The 22,680-nt window shown below is 57.4% G+C and carries 23 protein-coding genes; 17 read left to right on the top strand and 6 right to left on the bottom strand.

Annotated elements, in window-relative coordinates; translation table 11 throughout:
- Positions 1-325 precede the first annotated feature (325 nt).
- The 12 genes from ABWV47_RS13315 to ftsH all read left to right on the top strand — a co-directional run bounded on the left by ABWV47_RS13315 (position 326) and on the right by ftsH (position 11,655).
- On the top strand, positions 326-1,012 hold the full coding sequence (locus ABWV47_RS13315; protein WP_353312590.1) for a D-lyxose/D-mannose family sugar isomerase: 687 nt from the start codon (positions 326-328) through the stop codon (positions 1,010-1,012).
- Between the two features lie 6 nt (positions 1,013-1,018).
- Entirely contained in the window at positions 1,019-1,948 is a 930-nt protein-coding gene (locus tag ABWV47_RS13310) for a carbohydrate kinase family protein (protein ID WP_353312588.1), read from the top strand.
- A gap of 58 nt (positions 1,949-2,006) precedes the next feature.
- Entirely contained in the window at positions 2,007-2,633 is a 627-nt protein-coding gene (locus ABWV47_RS13305; RefSeq protein ID WP_353312586.1) for a hypothetical protein, read from the top strand.
- A 212-nt stretch (positions 2,634-2,845) separates the two neighbouring features.
- Positions 2,846-3,232, top strand: a complete 387-nt coding sequence (ybgC, locus tag ABWV47_RS13300; protein ID WP_353312584.1) for a tol-pal system-associated acyl-CoA thioesterase — start codon at positions 2,846-2,848, stop codon at positions 3,230-3,232.
- 111 nt (positions 3,233-3,343) lie between these two features.
- Positions 3,344-4,021, top strand: coding sequence for a protein TolQ (gene tolQ, locus ABWV47_RS13295; protein ID WP_353312582.1), 678 nt, complete (start codon positions 3,344-3,346; stop codon positions 4,019-4,021).
- A gap of 3 nt (positions 4,022-4,024) precedes the next feature.
- Complete coding sequence (tolR, locus tag ABWV47_RS13290; RefSeq protein ID WP_353312580.1) at positions 4,025-4,519, top strand: protein TolR; 495 nt, start codon at positions 4,025-4,027, stop codon at positions 4,517-4,519.
- Between the two features lie 9 nt (positions 4,520-4,528).
- Entirely contained in the window at positions 4,529-5,620 is a 1,092-nt protein-coding gene (gene tolA / locus ABWV47_RS13285) for a cell envelope integrity protein TolA (protein ID WP_353312578.1), read from the top strand.
- A 20-nt stretch (positions 5,621-5,640) separates the two neighbouring features.
- Positions 5,641-6,942 (top strand): Tol-Pal system beta propeller repeat protein TolB, encoded by a 1,302-nt coding sequence (gene tolB / locus ABWV47_RS13280; protein WP_502959714.1) that lies wholly within the window; start codon positions 5,641-5,643, stop codon positions 6,940-6,942.
- A gap of 106 nt (positions 6,943-7,048) precedes the next feature.
- On the top strand, positions 7,049-7,561 hold the full coding sequence (gene pal, locus ABWV47_RS13275) for a peptidoglycan-associated lipoprotein Pal (protein ID WP_353312574.1): 513 nt from the start codon (positions 7,049-7,051) through the stop codon (positions 7,559-7,561).
- 6 nt (positions 7,562-7,567) lie between these two features.
- Positions 7,568-8,407: a tol-pal system protein YbgF gene (ybgF, locus tag ABWV47_RS13270; RefSeq protein WP_353312572.1), complete on the top strand. Its 840-nt coding sequence runs from the start codon at positions 7,568-7,570 to the stop codon at positions 8,405-8,407.
- Entirely contained in the window at positions 8,398-9,606 is a 1,209-nt protein-coding gene (tilS, locus tag ABWV47_RS13265; protein ID WP_353312570.1) for a tRNA lysidine(34) synthetase TilS, read from the top strand. The genes ybgF and tilS overlap by 10 nt, the downstream gene beginning before the upstream one ends.
- Before the next feature lie 129 nt (positions 9,607-9,735).
- On the top strand, positions 9,736-11,655 hold the full coding sequence (gene ftsH / locus ABWV47_RS13260) for an ATP-dependent zinc metalloprotease FtsH (RefSeq protein WP_353312568.1): 1,920 nt from the start codon (positions 9,736-9,738) through the stop codon (positions 11,653-11,655).
- Between the two features lie 60 nt (positions 11,656-11,715).
- Here the strand turns inward: ftsH and ABWV47_RS13255 are convergent, their stop codons facing one another.
- Complete coding sequence (locus tag ABWV47_RS13255; RefSeq protein WP_353312566.1) at positions 11,716-12,552, bottom strand: hypothetical protein; 837 nt, start codon at positions 12,550-12,552, stop codon at positions 11,716-11,718.
- A gap of 190 nt (positions 12,553-12,742) precedes the next feature.
- Here ABWV47_RS13255 and ABWV47_RS13250 point away from each other — a divergent pair, with 190 nt between their 5' ends.
- From ABWV47_RS13250 to folD, 5 genes are all read left to right on the top strand, one after another.
- Positions 12,743-13,342, top strand: coding sequence for an MOSC domain-containing protein (locus ABWV47_RS13250; protein ID WP_353312564.1), 600 nt, complete (start codon positions 12,743-12,745; stop codon positions 13,340-13,342).
- A 175-nt stretch (positions 13,343-13,517) separates the two neighbouring features.
- Positions 13,518-15,194 carry a formate--tetrahydrofolate ligase gene (locus ABWV47_RS13245; RefSeq protein ID WP_353312562.1) on the top strand — a complete coding sequence of 559 codons (1,677 nt, stop codon included), beginning with the start codon at positions 13,518-13,520 and terminating at the stop codon, positions 15,192-15,194.
- A 59-nt stretch (positions 15,195-15,253) separates the two neighbouring features.
- Positions 15,254-15,550, top strand: coding sequence for a chorismate mutase (locus tag ABWV47_RS13240; protein ID WP_353312560.1), 297 nt, complete (start codon positions 15,254-15,256; stop codon positions 15,548-15,550).
- A gap of 13 nt (positions 15,551-15,563) precedes the next feature.
- Positions 15,564-16,457, top strand: a complete 894-nt coding sequence (locus ABWV47_RS13235; protein ID WP_353312558.1) for a bifunctional 5,10-methylenetetrahydrofolate dehydrogenase/5,10-methenyltetrahydrofolate cyclohydrolase — start codon at positions 15,564-15,566, stop codon at positions 16,455-16,457.
- An 11-nt stretch (positions 16,458-16,468) separates the two neighbouring features.
- A complete protein-coding gene (folD, locus tag ABWV47_RS13230; protein ID WP_353312556.1) occupies positions 16,469-17,371 on the top strand; it encodes a bifunctional methylenetetrahydrofolate dehydrogenase/methenyltetrahydrofolate cyclohydrolase FolD in 903 nt (300 codons plus the stop codon).
- A gap of 58 nt (positions 17,372-17,429) precedes the next feature.
- On the opposite strand, the gene ABWV47_RS13225 is transcribed toward folD, so the two are convergent.
- The 5 genes from ABWV47_RS13225 to ABWV47_RS13205 form a co-directional block, all read right to left on the bottom strand.
- Positions 17,430-17,858, bottom strand: coding sequence for a PaaI family thioesterase (locus tag ABWV47_RS13225; protein WP_353312554.1), 429 nt, complete (start codon positions 17,856-17,858; stop codon positions 17,430-17,432).
- 53 nt (positions 17,859-17,911) lie between these two features.
- The gene (gene pdeM, locus ABWV47_RS13220; RefSeq protein ID WP_353312552.1) at positions 17,912-18,574 is read right to left on the bottom strand and encodes a ligase-associated DNA damage response endonuclease PdeM; all 663 of its coding nucleotides are present in this window, start codon (positions 18,572-18,574) and stop codon (positions 17,912-17,914) included.
- A 56-nt stretch (positions 18,575-18,630) separates the two neighbouring features.
- Complete coding sequence (locus ABWV47_RS13215; RefSeq protein WP_353312550.1) at positions 18,631-21,054, bottom strand: ligase-associated DNA damage response DEXH box helicase; 2,424 nt, start codon at positions 21,052-21,054, stop codon at positions 18,631-18,633.
- A gap of 3 nt (positions 21,055-21,057) precedes the next feature.
- On the bottom strand, positions 21,058-21,348 hold the full coding sequence (locus tag ABWV47_RS13210; RefSeq protein WP_353313874.1) for an ArsR/SmtB family transcription factor: 291 nt from the start codon (positions 21,346-21,348) through the stop codon (positions 21,058-21,060).
- Positions 21,349-21,449: 101 nt separating this feature from the next.
- Entirely contained in the window at positions 21,450-22,679 is a 1,230-nt protein-coding gene (locus ABWV47_RS13205) for a mandelate racemase/muconate lactonizing enzyme family protein (protein ID WP_353312548.1), read from the bottom strand.
- Between the last annotated feature and the right edge of the window lies 1 nt (position 22,680).

Genomic DNA, 22,680 nt, shown 5'->3' with positions numbered 1-22,680 from the left:
GTTGTGTCTTGTGGTCGTTTGAGGGATGCCGGCCGTTTGAAATGGTGGTGTGAGCCAACCTGGTCCAGCGTTGACCCGCAGAGGGCCGTTGACGTTAGCATGCGATTGGAAATGGGTTTCGGCAAGTGGTTTTTGTGGATTTGGAGACGAAACTTGTTTCGGGGGTTTTTGCTCCATTTGGGCAGAGCCGATGTCAATTTTTGTTGCTTGAAGAGCGGCTGTTTGACATAGGGGAAGGCAAATGAATGTTAGCGCTAAATATGGTGTGTCCTTTCCGGGGCATGACATATGAGTGACACGCCGAGATGACGTGAAGGAGGATTTCATGAAACGCTCTACCATCAACGAGATCATGGCCGCGGCGGATGATATGATCCGTTCTTACGGGTTTCAGCTGCCGCCGTTTGCGTATTGGACACCGGAAGAGTTTGCGGCGCGCAAGGGCGCGGCGAAGGCGTTGATCACGGCGCGTTGCGGGTGGGACATCACGGACTACGGCGCAGGGAAGTTTGACGAGATGGGCCTGTTTCTATTCACGCTGCGCAATGGGCGTTTGGCCGATCTGCAGCGGGGCGGAGGCATGTGTTATGCTGAAAAGCTCTTGATTTCGCGTCAAGATCAGCTTTCGCCGATGCACACGCATGTGATCAAAGCTGAGGACATCATCAACCGTGGTGGTGCCACAATGGTTGTGGAGCTTTATGGCTCTGACGACGATGGCAATTTTGCCGAGGATCGTGGCGGTATGGTGATGTGTGACGGCATCGCCCGCGAATTTGCTGCGGGTGAGAAACTTAAGTTTGCGCCCGGAGAAAGCCTGACTCTGATGCCGGGCGACTGGCACGCGTTTTGGGGCGAGGGCGGCGATGTATTGATTGGCGAAGTCTCTACGGTGAATGACGATGAGACCGACAATGTTTTCCGCGCGCCTATTGGGCGTTTTGCGGAGATCGACGAAGATGTGGCGCCAACACATTTGTTGGTGAGCGATTATGAAAAGTGGTTGGGGTGAGCTGAGATGATCCTGTGTTGTGGCGAAGCCCTGATTGATATGATCCCGGAGCCCACCGAAAGTGGGCGCGCGGGGTTTGTGCCCCATGTGGGCGGTGCGGTGTTTAACACAGCAGTTGGTCTTGGGCGTCTTGGGGCAGAAGTTGGGCTTCTGAGCGGTGTCTCTGAGGATCAGTTTGGGGTGCAGTTGGTGGAACGGTTGGCCGAAAGTCAGGTGGACACAACTGCACTTGTGCGCGCTGATCGCCCAACGACTATGGCCTTTGTGCATCTAAAAGACGGCCACGCCAGCTATACGTTTTATGATGAAAACACCGCTGGCCGGATGATCGCGCCGCAAGATGTGGCAGCGGTATCGGATCGGGTTACAGCGCTGTTTTTTGGCGGCATCAGCCTTGCGGTTGAACCCTGTGCGGATACCTACGCAGATGTTCTGGCACGTGAAGGTGCAAACCGTGCGGTCATGATGGACCCCAACATCCGTCCCGGCTTTATTCGCAACGAGGCGGTGTATCGCGCGCGGCTGTCAAAGATGTTTGCGCAGGCGGATGTGGTGAAAGTGTCAGATGAGGATTTGGCGTGGTTGATCCCGGATGGGGCTGATCTGGCGGATTGTGCCGCCAAGCTTATTGCGCAAGGGCCAGCACTGGTGATTGTCACGCGGGGTGGCGACGGTGCGGATGGTTATTTGGCATCCGGTGATTTGGTGACTGTGGCGGCGGAAAAGGCCGAGGTGGTGGACACGGTTGGCGCGGGGGACACGTTTAACGCGGGTGTCTTGGCCAAGCTGGATCAGCTTGGCGCCTTAACCAAAGACCGCGTGCGCAACCTGACGCCAGAGGAGGCCGAAGCCGCCTTGGCGTTTGGGGCCAAAGTGGCTGCGGTGACTGTGTCGCGTGCTGGCGCCAACCCGCCTTGGGCGCGGGAGCTTGCATAGCCCCTTGCCTTGTGTTGCGAAGGGCGGCATGTAGCGGCCACCGTTTCAGGAGGCCGCTATGACACCGCAGGACGTTGAAAACCTCTTTACCCGCCATGATGGCAGCTATGGGTTTGCCCGCTGGGGACGCCCGATTTCACCCGTGGTGTTTGGCGTGGAAGATGACACGCTAAGCACGGTTAAGGGCGCGCTTGAGGCTGTGGCCACATTGGTGGGACACCAGATGGCTGAGACCGATCCAGAACTCGGCAGCAATCTGATGATGTTTTTCTTCCGCGAGTGGGAAGAGCTTTTGGCGGTGCCGGGTCTTGAGCGTTTGATCCCGGATTTGCCGGCGCTGGTGGAGCGTTTGCAGGAGGCAGATGCCACGCAATACCGGGCGTTTCGGTTTGACAACGACGGTGCCATTCAGGCGGCCTTTGTATTTTTGCGCATGACTGATGCGATGGCCAATATATCGGCAGAAGCTTTGGCGCTCGGCGAAGCGGTGCAGACAATTGTGAGCTGGGGCCCCAAAGCCTTTGCGGGGCGCTCGCCTTTGGCTGTGGTGCCAGACAGCGGTGCCACGGTTTTGCGGCCAGAGATCGCGGCGGTGATTGCGGCTGCCTATGATCGGATGATGCCGGTTGCGGCGAATGACGCGAGCCATGCGCTGCGGCTGTTTGCGCGGTTGCGATTGGAGTGAAATGTGAGATGCATTCAAAGTCATATTCCGGCTGACGAAGACGGACCTTGGATGGATATGATCTTTGACATCACCGCGTCCACTGTCAGAGGCAACACACACACTCTTGACCCTACAGCGGACACTTAGTTTAGGAGCGCAGCGGCGCTAAACCGTTGCAATGCGGCGTGGGCTTGCCTACCCATGAGGCACGCCAACTTGGAGAGCCAACAATGCCTTACACCTTGCCGATCCGCGTCTATTACGAAGACACCGACATGGCGGGCATTGTCTATTATGCCAATTATCTGAAGTTCATTGAGCGTGGTCGCAGCGAATGGGTGCGTGAGATTGGCATGGATCAGCTGGAGATGAAGGCGGAGGGCATTGTGTTTGCCGTGCGGCGGGTGGAGGCGGACTATCTTGGCTCGGCGGTGCTGGATGATGAGCTGACTGTGGAAACCGAGGTGGCCAGTGTCACCGCGGCGCGGCTGGTGATGGAGCAAAGCGTCAAACGCGGCGAAGAAGTGTTGTTTCATGCCATGGTCACTGTTGTGTGTATGAACGAGGCAGGGCAACCGGTGCGCTTACCGGCAAATATCCGCCAAATCGTGCATTGAGCGGGCAAATTTTCGCGAGCGACGCCAATTAATTGGCTTTCCCCGTAGAAACCCGCTAAGTTTGCTCGCAAACAAGGCCCCAACAGAGGGCCGCAAAGCAGAGCAGGCAATATGGAACACGCAGCAGTCGATTTCTCGATGTGGGCGCTTTTTGCGCGCGCAACACTGACCGTCAAATTGGTGATGGTGATGCTTATCATCGCATCGTTCTGGTCTTGGTCAGTGATCGTTCAGAAACACATCATGTATCGCAAGGCGCGGCGCGAAGCCTCCCTGTTTGATCGGGCGTTTTGGTCGGGTGAACCGCTGGACAAGCTTTTTGAGGAAATTGGGTCAGAACCCAAGGGCCGTGCGGAGCGGGTTTTTGCCGCGGGTATGGTTGAATGGCAGCGCAGCCATCGACAAGATGGCGGGTTGATTGCCAATGCCACCAGCCGGATTGACCGATCCATGGATGTGGCGATCGCCAAAGAGGCGGATGGGTTGCAGCATGGCTTGCCGATCCTTGCCACGGTGGGTTCGACCGCGCCGTTTGTGGGGTTGTTCGGCACCGTTTGGGGTATCATGAACGCCTTCATTGAGATTGCAGCGCAGCAAAACACCAACCTCGCGGTGGTGGCACCGGGCATTGCGGAAGCTTTGTTGGCCACCGGGCTTGGCCTGCTTGCGGCGATCCCGGCAGTGATTTTCTACAACAAGCTGAGTGCGGACAGTGATCGGATCATATCAGGCTATGAGGCCTTTGCCGATGAGTTTGCGACAATCCTCAGCCGCCAGTTGGACGCATAGGTCATGGGGGCGGGTGTCGTAAAATCAGGCAGCGGCTGCAAGCGCCGTCGGCGTAATCGACGCGGCAGCCAGCCGATGAGCGAGATCAATGTCACGCCGTTTGTGGATGTGATGCTGGTGCTTCTGATCATCTTTATGGTGGCGGCGCCACTTTTGACGGTGGGCGTGCCGGTCGAATTGCCCAAAACCGCTGCCAATCCATTGCCCGGCGAGCAGGAAGAACCGCTGACTGTGACAATCGATGCCGCGCTTGGCATCACCATTATGACCACAGCTGTGTCCGCCGATGAATTGGTGCCAAAATTGCGCGCCGTGGCGGCCGAACGGGAGTCGCAGCGGGTGTATCTGCGCGCGGATGGGGCCATTCCCTATGAAGCTGTGGTACAGGTGATGGGGGCATTGAACGCCGGGGGCTTCACCGATGTGGGGCTTGTGACAGACGTCGGGGGACCAACGCTGGATGGGACTGCGCCTGTCGCCAACGGGACGGATAACTAGGGCGTCCGCGTGCATATTGGCCATTATATCTCGGGCGTTGCCCACACCGGCCTGATTGGCTGGGTGCTTTTGGGTGGGGTGTTTGACTCCGACCCGCCCCCCATTGAGGTGGTGGATGTGGCGATGATTTCGAGTGCGGAGTTCGACGCGCTCACCCAAGGCCAAGAGGCACCGGAAACCGCCACCGATGTGGCCTTGCCGCAGCCGCCGACGGAGACCGAGACTGCGCCGGCTTTGGCGTCTGAGCCGGATCAAGTCGTTGAGCAAAGCGTCGCACCCGTGGCCCCGCTGGCAGAGCCGGAGGAGACGCCGGATGTCACTGAGGTGACGCCGCCTGCGCCGATCGTGCCGGACGATGTGGCAGAACAGCCGCCACAATTGCCGACGCCCGAAGCAGATGCGGCTGTGGTTGTTCCGGACGCCTCTGTTCGTCCTGTGCCGCGCCCGGCGGACCGCGTGGCACCTGAACCTGTGGCACAGCCAGAACCGGATGTGACCATTGCGGATGATCTGCAAGAAGCGACGCAGCCTGACGACAGTCCCAGCGCCGTTCCGGATGAGGTAACAGAAGAGACCGCGCCCGAGGCAGCTTCCACCGAAATTGCCACTGAGCCCAAGCAGACCGAGGCGGTGAGCGCGGCCCCAACCCGGTCTCTACGCCCCCGTATCCGACCTTCGCGTCCAAGTCAGCCGACAGCGGAGGCCAGTGAGGATGCGATTGCTGCAGCATTGGCAGAGGCGGGCGCTGCGGAGAGCGCCGAAACGGCGACGGCACCCACAGGCCCGCCGCTGACCCGTGGGGAGAAAGACGGTCTGCGCGTGGCGGTCCAACAATGTTGGGTTGTTGATGTGGGCTCTCGCGCCGCAGACGTGACCGTGGTCCTTGGCTTGTCTTTGGATCGCGATGGCAAAGTGCAGGGTGCTGTGCGCCTGCTGAATTCCGAAGGTGGTGATGAAACCGCCGTACAAACCGCCTTTCAGGCCGCAAGACGGGCAGTTTTGCGCTGTCAGAAGGCCGGATATGACTTGCCAGTGGAAAAATATGACCATTGGCGGGATGTTGAGATAACCTTTAATCCAGAGAATATGAGGTCCAGATGAGCAGAATCCTTGCGACCCTGATGATTGCGATCTTGTCGGCAGCGACATGGGGACAATCCGCACTGGCCCAAAGCACGCCGCTGCGCATCGAAATTACCGATGGTGTGATTGAGCCATTGCCCTATGCGGTGCCGGATTTTGTGGCCGAAACACCGGGCTCCAATCAGGTGTCCAAGGACATCAGCCGCCTGATCGCGGAGGATCTCAACGGCACCGGCCTGTTTCGGGAGATTCCGGGAAAAGCGCATATCGCATCGATCACCCATTTTGGCAGCCCGGTTCAGTTTGCCGACTGGAAAGCGATCAACGCACAGGCGCTGATCACGGGCGGCGTGTCGGTCAGCGGCAACCAGTTGGAGGTGAAGTTCCGCGTCTATGATGTGTTCGCGGGCACTGAGCTTGGCAATGGGTTGCGGTTCAAAGGCACCACGGACGGCTGGCGGCGAATGGCGCATAAGGTGGCGGATGCGGTGTATTCGCGCATCACTGGCGAAGGCGGATATTTTGACAGCCGCGTGGTTTATGTGGCCGAAACCGGACCAAAGAACGACCGTAAGAAACGTCTGGCTGTGATGGATTACGATGGGGCGAACCTGCAGTATCTGACCGACAGCAGCGCCATTGTTCTGGCACCTCGGTTCTCGCCCAACGGAGAGCGGGTGCTGTACACCAGCTATGAAACAGGGTTTCCGCAGGTTTATGTGCTGGACGTGGGATCGGTGCAGCGCCGGGTGTTGTCCAATGAAAGTGGCACAATGAGCTTTGCTCCGCGGTTCTCGCCAGATGGCAATAGCGTGGTGATGTCGGTGACCGAAGGTGGCAACACAGACCTCTATAAGATGGATATCGGCAGTGGGAAGCGACAGCGGCTGACATCGACCCCGTCAATTGAAACTGCTCCAAGTTACAGCCCGGATGGCAGTAAGATTGTCTTTGAGAGCGACCGGTCTGGAACGCAACAGTTGTATGTGATGAACGCGGGTGGCGGCGAAGCCACACGGATCAGCTTTGGGCAAGGGCGCTATGGCACGCCGGTCTGGAGCCCGCGCGGCGATCTGATTGCTTTCACCAAACAAAACAAAGGTCGGTTTCATATCGGCGTGATGCGCGTAGATGGCAGTGAAGAACGGTTGTTGACGGCATCCTTTTTGGATGAGGGCCCGACGTGGTCACCCAATGGCCGGGTGATCATGTTTACCCGCGAAACCCGTGGCGCGGGAGGTGCGGCAGCATTGTTTTCGGTGGATGTCTCTGGGCGTAATTTGAAGCCGGTGAAAATTTCTGGCGGAGGATCTGACCCGAGTTGGTCCCCATTACAGTGATGCAAAACAACGCGGCGTTTTCTTGCGGGGGCGCATATGCTAAAAGAGCGCAAGAAAAAGATGAAAACGACACAAGAACGTTCGGATTAAGAGGCGAGGCAATTTCATGAAGACTTGGACAAAGGTGGCCCTTTTGGTGTCCGCAGTGGCGCTAAGCGCCTGTAACGATGCGAGCCGATTTGGCAGTGACAATCCCTATGGGGACGGTGTGAACAATGGAACCGATGGTTTGGGCAGCAGCGCAGATCCGTCCTCTATCGCGTATTTCCAAGAGGCGGTGGGTGATCGCGTGCTGTTCTTGGTGGATCAATCCACGCTGAGCGAAGACGGACGTCTGGTTGTGCTGGCACAGGCCAATTGGTTGTTGGCCAACACCGACTATATTGCGGTTGTGGAAGGTCACGCCGATGAGCAGGGAACGCGCGAATACAACCTCGCGCTGGGCGCACGTCGCGCAAGTGCGGTGCAAGAGTTGTTGATTGCGCAAGGTGTGGCAGGCAACCGGATCCGTACGGTGAGCTTCGGCAAAGAACGTCCGATTGAGGTCTGCTCTGAAGAAAGCTGTTATGCCCAGAACCGCCGCGCGGTGACGGTGCTGACCGCCAATGTATCGGGGTAAGCGATGATGCGGGCGCAGGTATTTGCAGGTCTGAGCGCGGTTGCGCTTATTTTGGCTCCGGTCATGAGCGCGGCGCAGTCGCGGGATGAAACGCTTGCGGATGTGCGCCAGCAGCTCTCCGTTCTATATGTCGAAATTCAGCGCCTAAAACGGGAGCTGTCGACCACAGGAGCGCCGGGCACAGTCGTGACCGGTGCATCGACGCTTGAGCGTATGGATGTGATCGAAAAACAGCTACAGGTTCTGACTGGCAAAACCGAACAGCTGCAATACCGCGTCGAACGTGTGGTCGAAGATGGCACCAACCGGATTGGTGATCTGGAGTTTCGACTGGTGGAGCTGGAAGGCGGCGATTTGTCTGCGCTCGGTGAGACAACGACATTGGGCGGCGACGTAGAAGATGTGCCATCGCTTGGCGCTGGCGAAAATGACGGCTCCGGCGACGGCGCACCAACCGAATTGGCAGTTGGTGAGGAAGCGGATTTTGCTCGGGCGATCGCCGCACTGGACAATGGCGAGTTTGTCTCCGCTGCCGATCAGTTCGCAACTTTTGTGCAGACCTACCCAGGCAGCCCGCTTGAGGCCGAAGCGCATTTGCGACGCGGCCAAGCTCTGGAAGGGCAAGCTGAGACCACCGCGGCTGCGCGGGCCTATCTTGAGGCCTATTCGGGTGCGCCTATTGCTGGCACAGCGCCAGAGGCTCTGTTCCGTCTGGGGAAATCTTTGGGCGCCTTGGGGCAGATCAATGAGGCCTGTGTCACCTTGAACGAAGTGGGCGTACGGTTTCCCGGTGCAGCTTTTGTGACCGAGGCGCAGGCCGAAATGGTCAAGTTGCAGTGCCCGTAACGCCGATTGAGGCGACGTTGTCACTTGCATTGACGGCGGCGTTGGATGGCAATTTTCCGGACTGTTTGGGGGTTGCCGTGAGCGGCGGCGGGGACAGCATGGCTTTGCTGGACATGCTCAGGCGCTGGGATCAGGTGCCTTTGGCGGTGGTCAGCGTGAATCATGGGTTGCGTGACGGGGCCGCGGGCGAGCTTGCTCTGGTTTCTGACTATGCGGCCCAGCACGGGCTTTCTCACGATATCCTAAATTGGCAGTGGGACGGCAGCGGCAACTTACAGAAGGCTGCCCGTGAGGGCCGCCGGAACATGATCGCGCAATGGGCGAAGGCGCGAAACATTACACATGTGGCGCTTGGACATACAAAAGACGATCAAGCTGAAACGTTTTTGATGCGATTGGCGCGCGGCTCCGGTGTTGAGGGGCTGGCTTGTATGGCTGGTGTCCGCGAAGATGATGACGTTTTTTGGGTGCGCCCACTCCTAAATGTGGGTCGTGACGAGTTGCGCGCCTACCTACGCGCACATGGGCTGACCTGGGCTGATGATCCGAGCAACGAGGACACACGGTTTGATCGGGTGAAAGCGCGCCAGATGATGGCGACGCTGGCGCCGCTCGGGATCACCGTGGACAGGTTGGCGCAGACCGCAGCGCATATGCGCCGAGAGCGCGAAGTTGCAACTTGGGCCACCAATACAGCGGCACAAAACTGTGTTACACTGGATGCGGGTGACGTGGTGATTTCACGGGATCGTGCGGTGAATGTACCAGAAGCCGTGCTTTTGCGCATCGTGGCCGACGGGCTCTCGCAGGTTTCAGGTGCCGTGTACCGACCTCGGTTTCGCGCCCTACAAGCCGCGATCGTTGCCATTCAGCCTGTGTCCTTGCATGGGTGTTTGATCCTGCCTTCTCAGGCGAGCTGGCGCATCACAAGGGAGTGGGCGGCGATCCAGACCCTGCGCAGTTCCGTATATGACGTATGGGACAAGCGGTGGCGCCTGATACCTCCGGCTGGCACGGAGGTGTCGAGCTTGGAAGTGGCAGCGCTCGGAGAGCTTGGTATTGCGCAACTGGACAGTTGGCGCAGTGCGGCGCGCCCTCGTCAAAGTATCTTGTCTTCGCCAGCAGTCTGGCAGGGCGATACTGTGATTGCGGCACCGTTAGCAGGTGCAAAAAACGGTTGGGAGGCGATATTGGCTTAAATTGGGTGTCATTTGGCGCGACTTGTTAGAGGGAATGCCAAATATCGCATTGATTACGGGCCAGCGATCTCTATTTAACTGTGTACGCCGACGTGATAGGTCACGGGCGTTCTGAAAGGGAGACTTGCCTTGGGCAATGCGAGAAATGTAGCCTTCTGGGTCGTGCTGTTTTTGCTGATCCTAGCCTTGTTCAATCTGTTCAGCGGAGACAGCGGTTCTCTGCAAAGCCGTGACATGAGCTATTCCGAGTTTGTGGCGTCGGTGAACAATGATCAGGTGGCCAGCGTGACGCTGGATGGCGAAAAAGTACGGTACTCTATGCGTGATGGGTCCAGCTATGTGGCAGTGATGCCCAAAGACGCTGAAGTGACCAATCTGCTGATCGACAAAGGCATTCCGGTGCGTGCCGAAAGCCAAGAAACCTCGGGGCTGCAGGCCTTTCTGATCAGTCTTCTTCCCTTCCTGCTTCTGATCGGTGTCTGGGTCTACTTCATGAACCGCATGCAAGGCGGCGGCAAAGGTGGCGCGATGGGCTTTGGCAAATCCAAAGCCAAGATGCTGACGGAAAAGCAGGGCCGTGTGACCTTTGACGACGTGGCTGGCATTGACGAGGCCAAAGAAGAGCTCGAAGAGATTGTAGAGTTCCTGCGCAATCCACAGAAGTTTTCTCGTCTCGGTGGCAAGATCCCCAAAGGCGCGCTGCTGGTGGGCCCTCCGGGCACTGGTAAGACGCTTTTGGCGCGGGCTATTGCGGGTGAGGCGGGTGTGCCTTTCTTCACCATCTCCGGGTCTGACTTTGTTGAGATGTTTGTGGGTGTGGGTGCATCGCGTGTTCGCGACATGTTTGAACAGGCAAAGAAAAACGCGCCTTGTATCGTGTTCATCGACGAAATCGACGCGGTGGGTCGCCATCGTGGTGCCGGTTACGGCGGTGGCAACGACGAACGTGAGCAGACGCTCAACCAGTTGCTGGTCGAGATGGACGGTTTTGAAGCCAACGAAGGTGTGATCATTCTTGCGGCGACCAACCGTCGCGACGTTCTCGACCCTGCGCTGCTGCGTCCGGGCCGTTTTGACCGCAACGTGACCGTGGGTAACCCTGATATCAAAGGCCGCGAGAAGATTTTGGGCGTGCATGCGCGCAAAACTCCGCTGGGTCCAGACGTCGATCTGCGGATCATCGCGCGTGGGACCCCGGGCTTCTCCGGTGCGGATTTGGCCAACCTTGTGAACGAAGCCGCGTTGATGGCGGCCCGTGTGGGTCGTCGGTTTGTCACCATGGAAGATTTTGAGTCCGCCAAAGACAAAGTGATGATGGGCGCGGAGCGCCGCTCTATGGTGCTGACACAGGACCAGAAAGAGAAGACGGCATATCACGAAGCTGGACATGCGCTGGTTGGGATCAAACTGCCAAAATGCGATCCCGTGTATAAGGCGACAATCATCCCACGCGGTGGTGCGCTGGGTATGGTGATGAGCCTGCCAGAGATGGACAAGCTTCAGATGTTCAAAGATGAGGCGCATCAACGGATTGCCATGACCATGGCAGGCAAAGCGGCTGAGATCTTTAAATATGGCGCGGAAAGCGTGTCCTCTGGACCTGTTGGCGACATTCAGCAAGCCAGCCAGTTGGCACGCTCAATGGTGATGCGCTACGGGATGTCAAACAAAGTTGGCAACATTGACTATGCGGAAGCACATCAGGGTTATGAAGGCCAGACCGGTGGCTTCTCGGTGTCGGCACATACCAAAGAGCTGATCGAAGAAGAGGTGAAAACCTTTATCGAAGATGGCTATGAGTTGGCGTATAAAATCATCTCGGAAAACGAGACAGAATTTGAGCGTCTTGCGCAGGGTTTGCTTGAGTATGAAACCCTCACAGGGGACGAAATCAAACGTGTGTTGAATGGCGAGCCGCCCAGTTCTGGTGATGACAGCGATGATGACACGGATGAGGGCAATGCCCCAAGCGTCACAGCGATCCCCAAGACCAAGCCGCGCAACAAACCAAGCGGCGATGGCGGGATGGAGCCAGAACCAACCGCTTGACGCAGGCGACAGACCAAAATCGAAAACCCCCGGAGTGTGAATACGCTTCGGGGGTTTTTTCTATGCTGTGTCGGAGATGGGCCGCCAGGCTTCGGACACGCGGGACAGAAGGCTGAGAGACACAAAAGACGATAGGAAAGCGACTGTTGTGCTGATGATGGCTTTGATGTGTTGATACGCAAGGTCAATCCCAAACGCATTGCTGAGCAAACGATGGGACCAAACGCCGCCGTAGAAATCCAGAAGGGCAAAAATCAGAGCTGTAAGCGAAGACACCCAAAGCAGCGATAGGACGTTTCTCAATGAAAATCGCAGGCTTTGGAACACATTGGCGGGGCGACCCATGGCAACCTGAGGCAGCGACAGACCGACGACCAACCAACCGAATATGACCGCTACATGGGGAAACCAATTGAGTGTCAGTGTGAGCCAGACGCCATTGGCAATGCGTTGAAACGGCTTTGGCATATTCTCGACGACTTCGTACATCCGAATGGACGTAAACAGTTGGTCGCCAATCATATTAAGGATTCCGGCGATGATCAGGAAAGGGACGAGAGCTTTGGCCACAGTCAGCCCATAGCGAGCTATGGGTTGCGACTTGAGCGATTCTGATACTCGGGATTTGCGCAAGACAAGCCTGTGCCAGGCAATTGCCAAAACCACCCCGATCACAAAGGTTGCGAGCAGTCCGGTGGTGAGCTTCACCCACAACCAGATTTCTGCGCTACCCTCCTGTGCCTCCATGTCCACCGAATTCATCCAGCTGTACAGCCCAAGATTGAGCGCAAACCAGAGCACTCCAATGGAGAAAACAAACCGCCAATTTTTGACGCAGTCGAGGGTCGCGGTGCGAATCAAACGGACGGCACCGAGGTTGGGAGTAGAACGTGTCATATTGCAATCTATTGGTGTGAGTAAAATGCGAAATTCAACATACGCGCCTGCTTGAGGCGTGCAAGAAAGTTCGGACTTTTGCCTTGGACGGCGTGGACATGACAAATGTCGAACACATTCATCAAAGAAAGTCTTTTGAATTGAGCGATATGGCGGAGTACCCATCGGTGCAAGAAAGAGGAAACGTATTATGCTCGTATTGAAAAAGACATCATTTGAAGCCGAAGTGGTCTGGTTGGGCCGTGTGGCCAATTCCAAGGAAAATCTGAGTGCGGCGCCTGTTGAGGCGCTGGATCTGGCGCTTGGTGGAGATGTTGGCGAGGCTCACTCCGGCATCACGCGGGCGTCTTGTAGCCGGGTGAGCGGGCTTTACACGCCGGGCACCGAGATCATGAATGTGCGCCAGCTTTCTGTTCTGTCCCAAGAGGAGCTGGATTTGATCGCAGCGGAGATGGGGTTGCAATCGATTGATCCGGCGTGGGTTGGGGCGTCAATTGTGCTGAAAGGCATTCCGGATTTCACCCATGTACCGCCCAATTCCCGTCTGCAAGGCTCTGATGGGGTGACCATCACCGTGGACATGGAAAACCGCCCCTGTGTTTTGCCCGGGCGGGTGATCGAAGGGGAGCATCCCGGACATGGGCCAAAGTTCAAAGCTGCTGCACAAGATAAACGCGGTGTAACGGCTTGGGTCGAGCGCGCCGGGCGTTTGTCGGTTGGGGACCGAATGCGTTTGTTTGTACCGGATCAGCCCGTTTGGGCGCTTTATGACATCGCACGCGCCCGCTGAGTCGCATGTAGGAACAAATGTCGCGCATGGTGACGCTGGGTTTCCCAAACGAAACGGCGGCAGCCAATGCCGACGCATCAAGCGTCGGAAATGTCGGAAATGCATCTCGCCGTCGCCCCTGAGGGCGTTACAAAAGGGGCGAGAGAGCCTCAACATTTACGTGACAGGGACTGACATGAGTTTCAAAACCGACATCCAAATCGCCCGCGAGGCCAAAAAACAGCCGATTCAAGAGATTGGTGCCAAGCTGGGTATCGGCAGTGACGATTTGCTGCCGTATGGCCACGACAAAGCCAAGGTGAGCCAAGAGTTCATCAATTCCGTGCAAGATCGCGACAATGGCAAGCTGATCCTTGTCACGGCGATCAACCCAACGCCAGCTGGTGAAGGCAAGACCACCACCACTGTTGGTCTTGGTGACGGCCTGAATGCGATTGGCAAAAAGGCCGCCGTGTGTATCCGTGAGGCCTCCTTGGGCCCGAACTTTGGGATGAAGGGCGGCGCCGCAGGTGGCGGTTATGCGCAGATCGTACCAATGGAAGAGATGAACCTACATTTCACAGGTGACTTTCATGCCATCACCAGCGCGCATAACCTGCTGAGCGCGATGATTGACAACCACATCTATTGGGGCAACGAGCTGGAAATCGACGAGCGCCGTGTGGCATGGCGTCGTGTTCTGGACATGAACGATCGTGCGCTGCGCGACACGGTGACCAGCCTTGGTGGGGTGGCCAACGGGTTCCCGCGTCAGACCGGGTTTGACATCACTGTGGCCTCTGAAGTTATGGCAATTCTGTGCCTATCTAACGATCTAGCCGATTTGCAGAAACGTTTGGGCGACATGATTGTGGCCTACCGTCGTGACCGCAGCCCGATCTATGCACGTGACATCAAAGCCGACGGCGCAATGACCGTTCTGCTGAAAGACGCGATGCAGCCAAACCTGGTGCAGACGCTGGAAAACAACCCGGCCTTTGTGCATGGCGGTCCCTTTGCCAACATCGCGCATGGCTGTAACTCTGTTATTGCGACAACCACGGCGCTGAAAGTTGCCGATTATGTTGTGACCGAAGCGGGCTTTGGCGCCGATTTGGGAGCCGAGAAGTTCATGAACATCAAATGCCGCAAAGCGGGGCTTGCCCCTGATGCGGTTGTGCTGGTGGCCACCATCCGCGCGATGAAAATGAACGGCGGCGTTGCGAAAGCAGACCTCGGTGCGGAGAACGTCGATGCCGTGAATGAGGGCTGCGCAAACTTGGGTCGTCACATCGGCAACCTGAAGCAATTTGGTGTGCCGGTTGTGGTTGCGATCAACCACTTTGTGACGGACACTGATGCCGAAGTTCAGGCGGTCATGGACTATGTCCAAGGCCAAGGCTCTGAGGCCATCCTGTGCCAGCACTGGGCCAAAGGGTCCGAAGGCACCAAAGAGCTGGCAACCCGGATTGCGGAAATTGCGGATGCAGGCGTGAGCCAGTTTGCACCGCTTTACAATGATGATCTGAGCCTGTTTGAGAAAATCGAACGTGTGGCAACCTCGATCTACCGCGCGGACGAAGTGCTTGCGGACAAGAAGATCCGTGACCAGCTTAAGACATGGGAAGAGGCAGGGTATGGCCATCTCCCGGTCTGTATGGCGAAGACACAATACAGCTTCTCGACCGACCCCAACCTGCGTGGGGCGCCCACAGGGCATTCGGTGCCGGTACGTGAAGTGCGTCTGAGCGCGGGGGCTGGGTTTGTTGTGGTGATCTGCGGTGAAATCATGACCATGCCGGGTCTTCCCCGTCACCCTGCTGCAGAGAGTATTCGCATCAACGACGAAGGTCTTGTTGAAGGTCTGTTCTGACGCATTGCGGTTCCGGCAAAGGCGGGGTAGGGCATGCGCAACACTTGCGAGAGGATGTCATGCTGAGCCCCGCCGACTGCCCGGATATGCCCACTTTGCGGGCACAGATCGACCTGCTGGACCAAGAGTTGGTTCAGCTGCTTGCGAAACGGGTGCGCTATATTGATCGCGCCGTTGAAATCAAAACGGAGGCTGGGTTGCCGGCCTCCATTCCTGCCCGCATCGAGGATGTGGTGGCCAAGGTGAAGACAAATGCCACGGCGGAGGGACTGGACCCTCAGATCGTTGAAACGCTTTGGCGACATCTCATTGATTGGTCGATTGCGCGGGAAGCGAAAACCATAGAATTCGAATAAGGCGGAGCCCGACATGCGCGCAGCGGTGATTGACGGAAAAGCGGTTGCGGCGGAGCTGCGGGCAGAGGTCAGGGCAGATGCGCAAAAGCTGAGCGAGCTTGGCTGGTCGCCACGTTTGGTGTCTGTCAGTGTTGGGGACAGCGCCGCCGCAGAACTCTATGTGCGCAACCAACAAAAACAGGCAGAGAGTGCGGGCGTGCAGTTTGAAGCGCGCAGTTATCCAGCGGAAACTTCACTTGAGCAGCTGATTGGCATTCTTCAGGGTTTGAACCATGATCCACGTGTGAACGGGATTATCATTCAGCGGCCTTTGCCGGATCATATCCCCGTGAAAGCTCTGCAAAAAACCGTACATCCGCTGAAAGACGTTGAGGGCATGCACCCGGCCTCAATTGGCAACATCGTGTACAACGATCTGGCGCTTGGGCCCTGTACGGCAGTGGCTGCGGTCGAGATCCTCAAAACCCTGCCGTTGCAGATGGAAGGGTTGAACGTGACCGTGATTGGGCACAGCGAGATTGTGGGCAAGCCCATTGCCTTCCTGATGATGGGTCTGGGTGCGACGGTGACGGTGTGTCACCATATGACGCGCTCTGTTGCGATGCACAGCCGGGCAGCGGATGCGGTATTTGTCGCTGTGGGCAAACCCGGTTTGGTGACAGGAGACATGATCAAGCCGGGGGCGGCGGTGATCGACATTGGCATCAATCGTGTTGAGACGCCGGATGGTGCGCGCACGGTTGGTGACGCCGATTTCGCGAGTTGCTCTGACGTGGCTGGTTGGATCACGCCCGTACCCGGTGGCGTGGGTCCTGTGACAGTGGCGACCTTGATGAAAAACGCCGTGTTGGCGACACGGATGCAGATGGACCATTATCGGGACAGCTATGCCCGGACAGATGTGTAAGGAAAACTGAGATGACAGCGCAAGTGATCGACGGAAAGGCTTTTGCCGCCACAGTTCGTGAGAAAGTGGCGGGACATGTGGCTCGTCTAAAGGAAGAGAACGGCATCACCCCGGGTTTGGCCGTGGTGCTGGTGGGAGAAGACCCTGCAAGTCAGGTTTATGTGCGCTCTAAGGGCAAGCAGACCGTTGAAGTGGGCATGAACAGCTACGAGCATAAGCTTGATGCGGACACATCAGAGGCCGATTTGCTGGCGGTGATCGACACGCTGAACAACGATCCAACCGTGCATGGTATTTTGGTGCAACTTCCGCTGCCCAAACATTTAGATGAAGACCTGGTGATCAACTCTGTTGCGCCGGAGAAAGATGTGGATGGGTTCCACATTTCCAACGTCGGCCTGTTGGGGACGGGCCAGAAGAGCATGGTGCCATGTACGCCGCTGGGCTGTTTGATGATGCTGCGTGACCACCACGGGTCGCTGTCCGGGCTGGATGCGGTTGTGATTGGGCGTTCCAACATCGTAGGCAAACCAATGGCGCAGCTTCTGTTGGGCGACAGCTGTACCGTGACCATCGCACACAGCCGCACCAAAGACTTGCCAGAGGTCGTGAAACGCGCGGATATTGTGGTGGCGGCCGTTGGCCGCCCTGAGATGGTGCCGGGCGATTGGATCAAAGAGGGTGCCACGGTGATTGACGTGGGCATCAACCGCATCGACGCGCCAGAAAAAGGCGAGGGCAAGACCCGCCTTGTCGGTGACGTGCACTATGAAAGCGCAGCCGCCGTGGCTGGCGCGATTACACCTGTTCCGGGTGGCGTTGGCCCGATGACCATTGCGTGTTTGTTGGCCAACACGGTCACAGCATGTTGTCGCGCGAATGGGTTGGCAGAGCCTGAAGGTTTGACGGCGTAAACTTGCGCAGGTTTCCGGTGAAAGGCGGTCCAGTGGGGCCGCCTTTTTGGTTTTTGCGTTACTTGGGTAAAATCGGCACCATCGTGCCGGTCATCAGAGCAATTTGGGTGCGGTTCGCGCCCATGATCGCAAAGACCTCGGCCTGCACGATTACCAGCCTGCGGCCCGGTTTGATCACTTTGCCCACCGCCTCCAGCATGTCGCCTTGTGCCGGGGCCAGCAGATGGATTTTCATTTCGCTGGTTAAGACCTCTGCCTCTTTTGGCATGATCGACAATGCGGAATATCCAGCGGCGCTGTCACCCAGGCCAAAGGTCAGGGCGGCGTGGCCATAGCCGTGTTGTTGTTGGCAAGACGGTAAGACAGGCGCGCGTATGGTCACAGACCCCTCTGTTATCTCAGTGAGTTCGGCTCCCATCGTGGCCATCATGCTTTGCTTCACAAAGCTGTCCTGAATTTTCTGTGCAAGTGTGGCGATTACGGCCATTTGGCCCTCCATGTTCAGGACACACCCTGAAAGCTGAGTATGTTGCGGTCAAGTCAGCGAGGCATAGGCAGAAGGCGCGGGGTTTGCCCGGTGACCACCGCCATGGCTTCGGGGCGCATGATGTCGTTGAGGGCCGCGTCGTCGCTGCGCAGCCCACCTGTGTAGGTGCCAAAGGACGGTAGAATGATGCGGTCGCTGTCAAATAAGAACGCGGGACGAGAGATTTTCCTTAGGCGGGTCTGGATGCGCACTTTGGGGTGATAGTGCCCCGAAATTTCGCCACTTTTGCCGTGCTCAGCGATGTGGCGAAATGTGAGGGGCGGCAGCGGTAATTCTGACAAATGTGCCCCTCCAAGGTCGATGGGGCCGGGATCGTGGTTCCCCTCAATCCACACCCAACGCCGCCCTGCTTGAAGACGGGCAATCCACAGGCGGTCGGCCTCCGGCAAGGTGCGGGCCGCTTCGACATCATCAAAGCTGTCCCCCAAACAGATCACAGTGCCCGCCGCGGTGGCGTTGAGGTCATTCTCAAGACGGATCAATGTATCGCGGGTTTCATACGGTGGCATCGCAGGACCGCCACGGCGCAGGACACGTTCGGTTTTGCCGAGGTGCAGGTCAGACACCACCAAAAGGCGTTTTGCCTCCCACCAAAGCGCGCCTGAGCCAAGCGCGGTGAGAGTACAGCCTGCCAAACTGAGGGTAACGCCGTTCATGGTACGTTCCTAGGCGGCCATGACACTTCGATCAAGCACAGAGTTGCTTCATGTGCCTAAACTTGTGCCAGACCGCTGTCTTGCATCAAATTGGCTTCCTCTTCGGCCAAAAGGCGTTCCTCTGCGCTGCCGCCTTGTACGGGGACTTTGCCGACTTCCAGCAATAACGGAGCGGCCAGTGGCGTGACGTGTGGCGCGCGCACATGATCAATGCGATCGTCGACTTGATGCATCATCGCCTCGATGCGTGCGAAATCAACGAGCCCTCGCAACGCCTCAGTGCGGGTGATCTGCATCAGCAGGTGATCCGGATCGTATTTGAGCAGGGTGTCATAGAGAATGTCAGAACTGAACGTCGCCTGACGACCAGATTTTCTCGCGCCGGGCGTGTTGCGTTCTATTAAGCCTGCAATCGTGGCTGCACCGCGAAAGGTGCGTTTCATCAAGGCGTTGCCTGCAAGCCAGCCATCTAGCCCTTCGCGCAATGTGGCCAGATCAAACAGAGGCTTCGGGTCAAGGATTTCATCCAAACCCCAAATTAGAGTGGCATAGTCAGAGGACACAAACCCCATTGGTGCGAGATCCATCTCTTCCATACGTTTGGTCAGCAAAAGGCCAAGCGTTTGCTGCGCATTGCGCCCGGCAAAGCCGTAAACACACATGTTTTGGCGCCCGTCGCGTTCAAACGTTTCGACCAGAAGGCGGTTTGGCTCTGGCAGTCGGGACATGTCGCGCTGTAGCCGCAGCCAATTGGCCGTGTGGTCGGGCAGTTCCGGCCAAGTGTCAGATTGTAGGAAACTCAGTGTGCGTTGTGACAGCTCAGTTGATGTGGAGAATTTGGTACCTGAAAACACAGCCACGCGTGGCTTGCGCGCTGCATTGCGTGAGACTTGAACGGTCATGTCGCGCAGGCCTTCGTAGCGCACGATTTGCCCGCCAATGAGGAAGGTGTCACCCGCCGTAAGCGTGGCTGCAAAAGCCTCTTCGACTTCCCCCAAGGGTTTGCCACCGCGATTGCGTTTGAGTTGAACCTTAAGCGTGTCGCTGTCTTGGATCGTCCCCGCATTCATGCGCAGACGGGCGGCGGCACGTGGGTCGCGCAACTGCCACAGCCCGTCGGAGCGCTTTTGCAGCTTTTGCCAGCGATCATAGGCCTGTAGCGCATAGCCGCCGGTGGCGCAGAAATCGAGACACGTATCAAACTCCGCACGTGTGAGTGTGGTGTAGGCTCCGACGCTTGTGACTTCGGCAAAGAGCGTGTCCGCATCAAACGGGCCAGCGGCGGCCGTCAGTAAGATATGTTGGCAGAGCACATCGTGCGGGCCGAGGGCTTGTGGATCACCATCCAGATCACCGGCTCGCACAGCCTCCAGCGCGTTCACGCACTCCACGACTTCCCAGCGATTGGCAGGCACCAAGAGGGCTTTGGATGGCGCATTGTAGCGGTGGTTGGCGCGGCCGATGCGTTGCACCAAGCGTTTGACGTTTTTCGGCGCGCCGACTTGGATGACCAGATCGACATCTCCCCAGTCAATGCCCAGATCAAGACTGCCGGTGCAGACAATCGCGCGCAAATCACCGCGCACCATGGCAGTTTCGACTTTTTCGCGTTGCTGCCGGTCCAGACTGCCGTGATGGATGCCGATGGGGAGGGAGGTCTCATTGGCGAGCCAGAGGTTGTGAAAAAAGATTTCCGCCTGTGCGCGGGTGTTGTGAAAGATCAGTGTGGTTTTGTGGGCTTTGACTTGTTCGAGTACCGCAGGGATCGCATAGGCTGCGCCGCCGCCGGACCATGGCGGGGCCTCTTCTGTACACAGCATGGCGATGTCCGGCGCAGGACCGGGATCCGCATAAAGAATGTCACAGGGATCGGGATTGCGGGCGAGAAGTTTGGCGATCTGCTCGGGGTGATCCACCGTGGCGGACAGGCCAACGCGCCGCAAGTCCGGACAAATCGTTTGCAGTCGCGCCAAGGCCAAAAACAGCTGGTCCCCGCGTTTGCTTTCTGCCAACGCATGGATTTCATCAACCACAACCCGTTTGAGACCTGCAAATATACGCGGTGAATCCTCGTATGAGGTCAAAAGTGCAAGGCTCTCTGGCGTGGTCAGCAGGATGTGGGGTGGGTCGACGCGTTGGCGTTTTTTCACGGTTTGTGAGGTGTCACCGGTGCGATCTTCAATGCGTATGTCCAGCCCGATGTTTTCGACCGGCGTGCGCAAATTGCGTTTGATGTCCGCAGCCAGAGCTTTGAGCGGCGAAACGTACAGAGTGTGTAATCCAGCGTGCGGTTTCTCTGCCAAATCGGCCAAAGTGGGCAAGAAACCCGCCAGTGTTTTGCCCCCACCGGTGGGGGCGATCAGAAGCGTACAGGGATCATTCGCGCGGGCCAACATATCGATCTGATGCGGGTGAGGCAGCCATCCTTGGCGTTCAAACCACGCACCGATGCGATCCGGCAGAGCCACATGTTTGGACACGTGTTACTCCGCCTCTGGCGCACAAAACAGATTGTAGAGCAGGGCAATCACTTGTTTGGTTTTGTCATCCGCCAATGAGTAATAAATGGTTTTACCGTCGCGGCGCGTGCTGACCAAGCCCTCTTCACGCAGGCGAGCGAGCATTTGGCTGGCAGCGGCCTGACGTACATTGAGCAGGGTTTCGAGTTCTGACACGGATTTTTCGCCAACCCCCAAATGACACAAGATCATAAGCCGACCAGAATGCGCCAGCGTCTTTAAGTAGATCGCTGCCGCTTCGGCATTTTCCGCCATCTCGGAGGCGGGGGCTGGTGAGGTGTCTAGGGTCAAAGTCAAACATCCAAGAAGCACGGGTGATGTTATATACCACCTGTTGGCCCGGGTTTCGAGATGTCTCAGGTTTTTGGCGGCGAGCCACCCTCAAAGCTGTTGCCGTTTGCATAATCACAAGGCGCATCCTGCATTTGAAGGTGCAAGCCATGACCCTCATAGGGATGGGCGCGGGCCAGGTCCTCATCGACCTCAATGCCCAATCCGGGCGCAGTGGGTGGTGTTACAAAGCCATCCTCGACTGTCAGCGTTGAAGAAATCAGCGCATCGTGGAAGTTGGTTTCGATGGTTTCGATCATCAAAAGGTTCGGAATCGAGGCCGCCAAGTGAATGTTGGCCGCCCACTCAACGGGGCCAGCATAAAGATGTGGGGCCATTTGTGCATTGAAGCATTCGGCCATCGCCGCAACTTTCTTCATTTCCCAGATGCCGCCTGCGCGGCCAAGTGCGGGCTGCAGGATTTCAGCCGCGCCTGCACGTAAAACAGTTGCGAACTCTGACTTGGTGCACATGCGCTCGCCCGTGGACACTGGAATGCGCACCTGACGGGCCACGCGCGCCATGTCTTCGATATTGTCAGGCGGGCAGGGCTCTTCGTACCAAAGCGGCGCGAATGGCTCCAAAGCCTGCCCCAAACGGATCGCGCCAGCCGTGTTAAATTGTCCGTGCGTGCCAAAGAGCAGGTCAGCCTTGTCACCGACAGCCTCGCGGATAGCGGCGCAAAACGCGACGGAAATGGAGATGTCGCTCATGGCAGGCATATGACCGCCGCGCATGGTGTAGGGACCGGCGGGATCAAATTTGATCGCGGTATAGCCCTTTTCCACCATCGCCACTGCGGATTCTGCGGCCAGTTCGGGAGAGGTCCAGAACTCAGAAATGTTGTGATGTGGTAGGGGGTAGAGGTAGGTGTAGGCCCGAAGGCGTTCGTTCATCAATCCACCAAGAAGAGCGTAGACCGGACGATCGCGATCTTTGCCCAGAATGTCCCAGCAGGCGATTTCCAAACCGGAGAAGGCGCCCATGACCGTGAGATCCGGGCGTTGGGTAAAGCCTGAAGAATAGGTGCGGCGGAACAGACGTTCTATGTTTTCAGGGTTCTCACCAAGGAAGTACCGGTCAAACACATCTCGAAGCACCGCTTTCATGGCGTCCGGTCCCACGGTGGAGGCGTAGCATTCTCCCCAACCGATGATGCCAGTGTCGGTGGTGATCTTCACTAGAATCCAATACCGCCCACCCCAGCCGGGAGCAGGGGGGGCCGTTACGATGATGTCGAGATCCGTAAGTTTCATT

This window comes from Shimia sp. NS0008-38b, from assembly GCF_040370365.1.
In the GTDB taxonomy this organism is placed as follows: Bacteria; Pseudomonadota; Alphaproteobacteria; order Rhodobacterales; family Rhodobacteraceae; genus Shimia.
This window is presented reverse-complemented; position numbering and strand designations above follow the sequence as displayed.

Coding starts and splice junctions, on each gene's coding strand:
- pdeM (WP_353312552.1), bottom strand. CDS start 18,574: ATGAACGGCGTTACCCTCAGTTTGGCAGGCTGTACTCTCACCGCGCTT.
- ABWV47_RS13315 (WP_353312590.1), top strand. CDS start 326: ATGAAACGCTCTACCATCAACGAGATCATGGCCGCGGCGGATGATATG.
- ABWV47_RS13225 (WP_353312554.1), bottom strand. CDS start 17,858: ATGGCCGTAATCGCCACACTTGCACAGAAAATTCAGGACAGCTTTGTG.
- ABWV47_RS13250 (WP_353312564.1), top strand. CDS start 12,743: ATGCTCGTATTGAAAAAGACATCATTTGAAGCCGAAGTGGTCTGGTTG.
- folD (WP_353312556.1), top strand. CDS start 16,469: ATGACAGCGCAAGTGATCGACGGAAAGGCTTTTGCCGCCACAGTTCGT.
- ABWV47_RS13255 (WP_353312566.1), bottom strand. CDS start 12,552: ATGACACGTTCTACTCCCAACCTCGGTGCCGTCCGTTTGATTCGCACC.
- ybgC (WP_353312584.1), top strand. CDS start 2,846: ATGCCTTACACCTTGCCGATCCGCGTCTATTACGAAGACACCGACATG.
- pal (WP_353312574.1), top strand. CDS start 7,049: ATGAAGACTTGGACAAAGGTGGCCCTTTTGGTGTCCGCAGTGGCGCTA.
- tolR (WP_353312580.1), top strand. CDS start 4,025: ATGGGGGCGGGTGTCGTAAAATCAGGCAGCGGCTGCAAGCGCCGTCGG.
- ABWV47_RS13235 (WP_353312558.1), top strand. CDS start 15,564: ATGCGCGCAGCGGTGATTGACGGAAAAGCGGTTGCGGCGGAGCTGCGG.
- ABWV47_RS13305 (WP_353312586.1), top strand. CDS start 2,007: ATGACACCGCAGGACGTTGAAAACCTCTTTACCCGCCATGATGGCAGC.
- ABWV47_RS13210 (WP_353313874.1), bottom strand. CDS start 21,348: ATGGCGGAAAATGCCGAAGCGGCAGCGATCTACTTAAAGACGCTGGCG.
- ABWV47_RS13245 (WP_353312562.1), top strand. CDS start 13,518: ATGAGTTTCAAAACCGACATCCAAATCGCCCGCGAGGCCAAAAAACAG.
- ABWV47_RS13310 (WP_353312588.1), top strand. CDS start 1,019: ATGATCCTGTGTTGTGGCGAAGCCCTGATTGATATGATCCCGGAGCCC.
- tolQ (WP_353312582.1), top strand. CDS start 3,344: ATGGAACACGCAGCAGTCGATTTCTCGATGTGGGCGCTTTTTGCGCGC.
- ybgF (WP_353312572.1), top strand. CDS start 7,568: ATGCGGGCGCAGGTATTTGCAGGTCTGAGCGCGGTTGCGCTTATTTTG.
- ABWV47_RS13205 (WP_353312548.1), bottom strand. CDS start 22,679: ATGAAACTTACGGATCTCGACATCATCGTAACGGCCCCCCCTGCTCCC.
- tolB (WP_502959714.1), top strand. CDS start 5,641: ATGATTGCGATCTTGTCGGCAGCGACATGGGGACAATCCGCACTGGCC.
- ABWV47_RS13240 (WP_353312560.1), top strand. CDS start 15,254: ATGCTGAGCCCCGCCGACTGCCCGGATATGCCCACTTTGCGGGCACAG.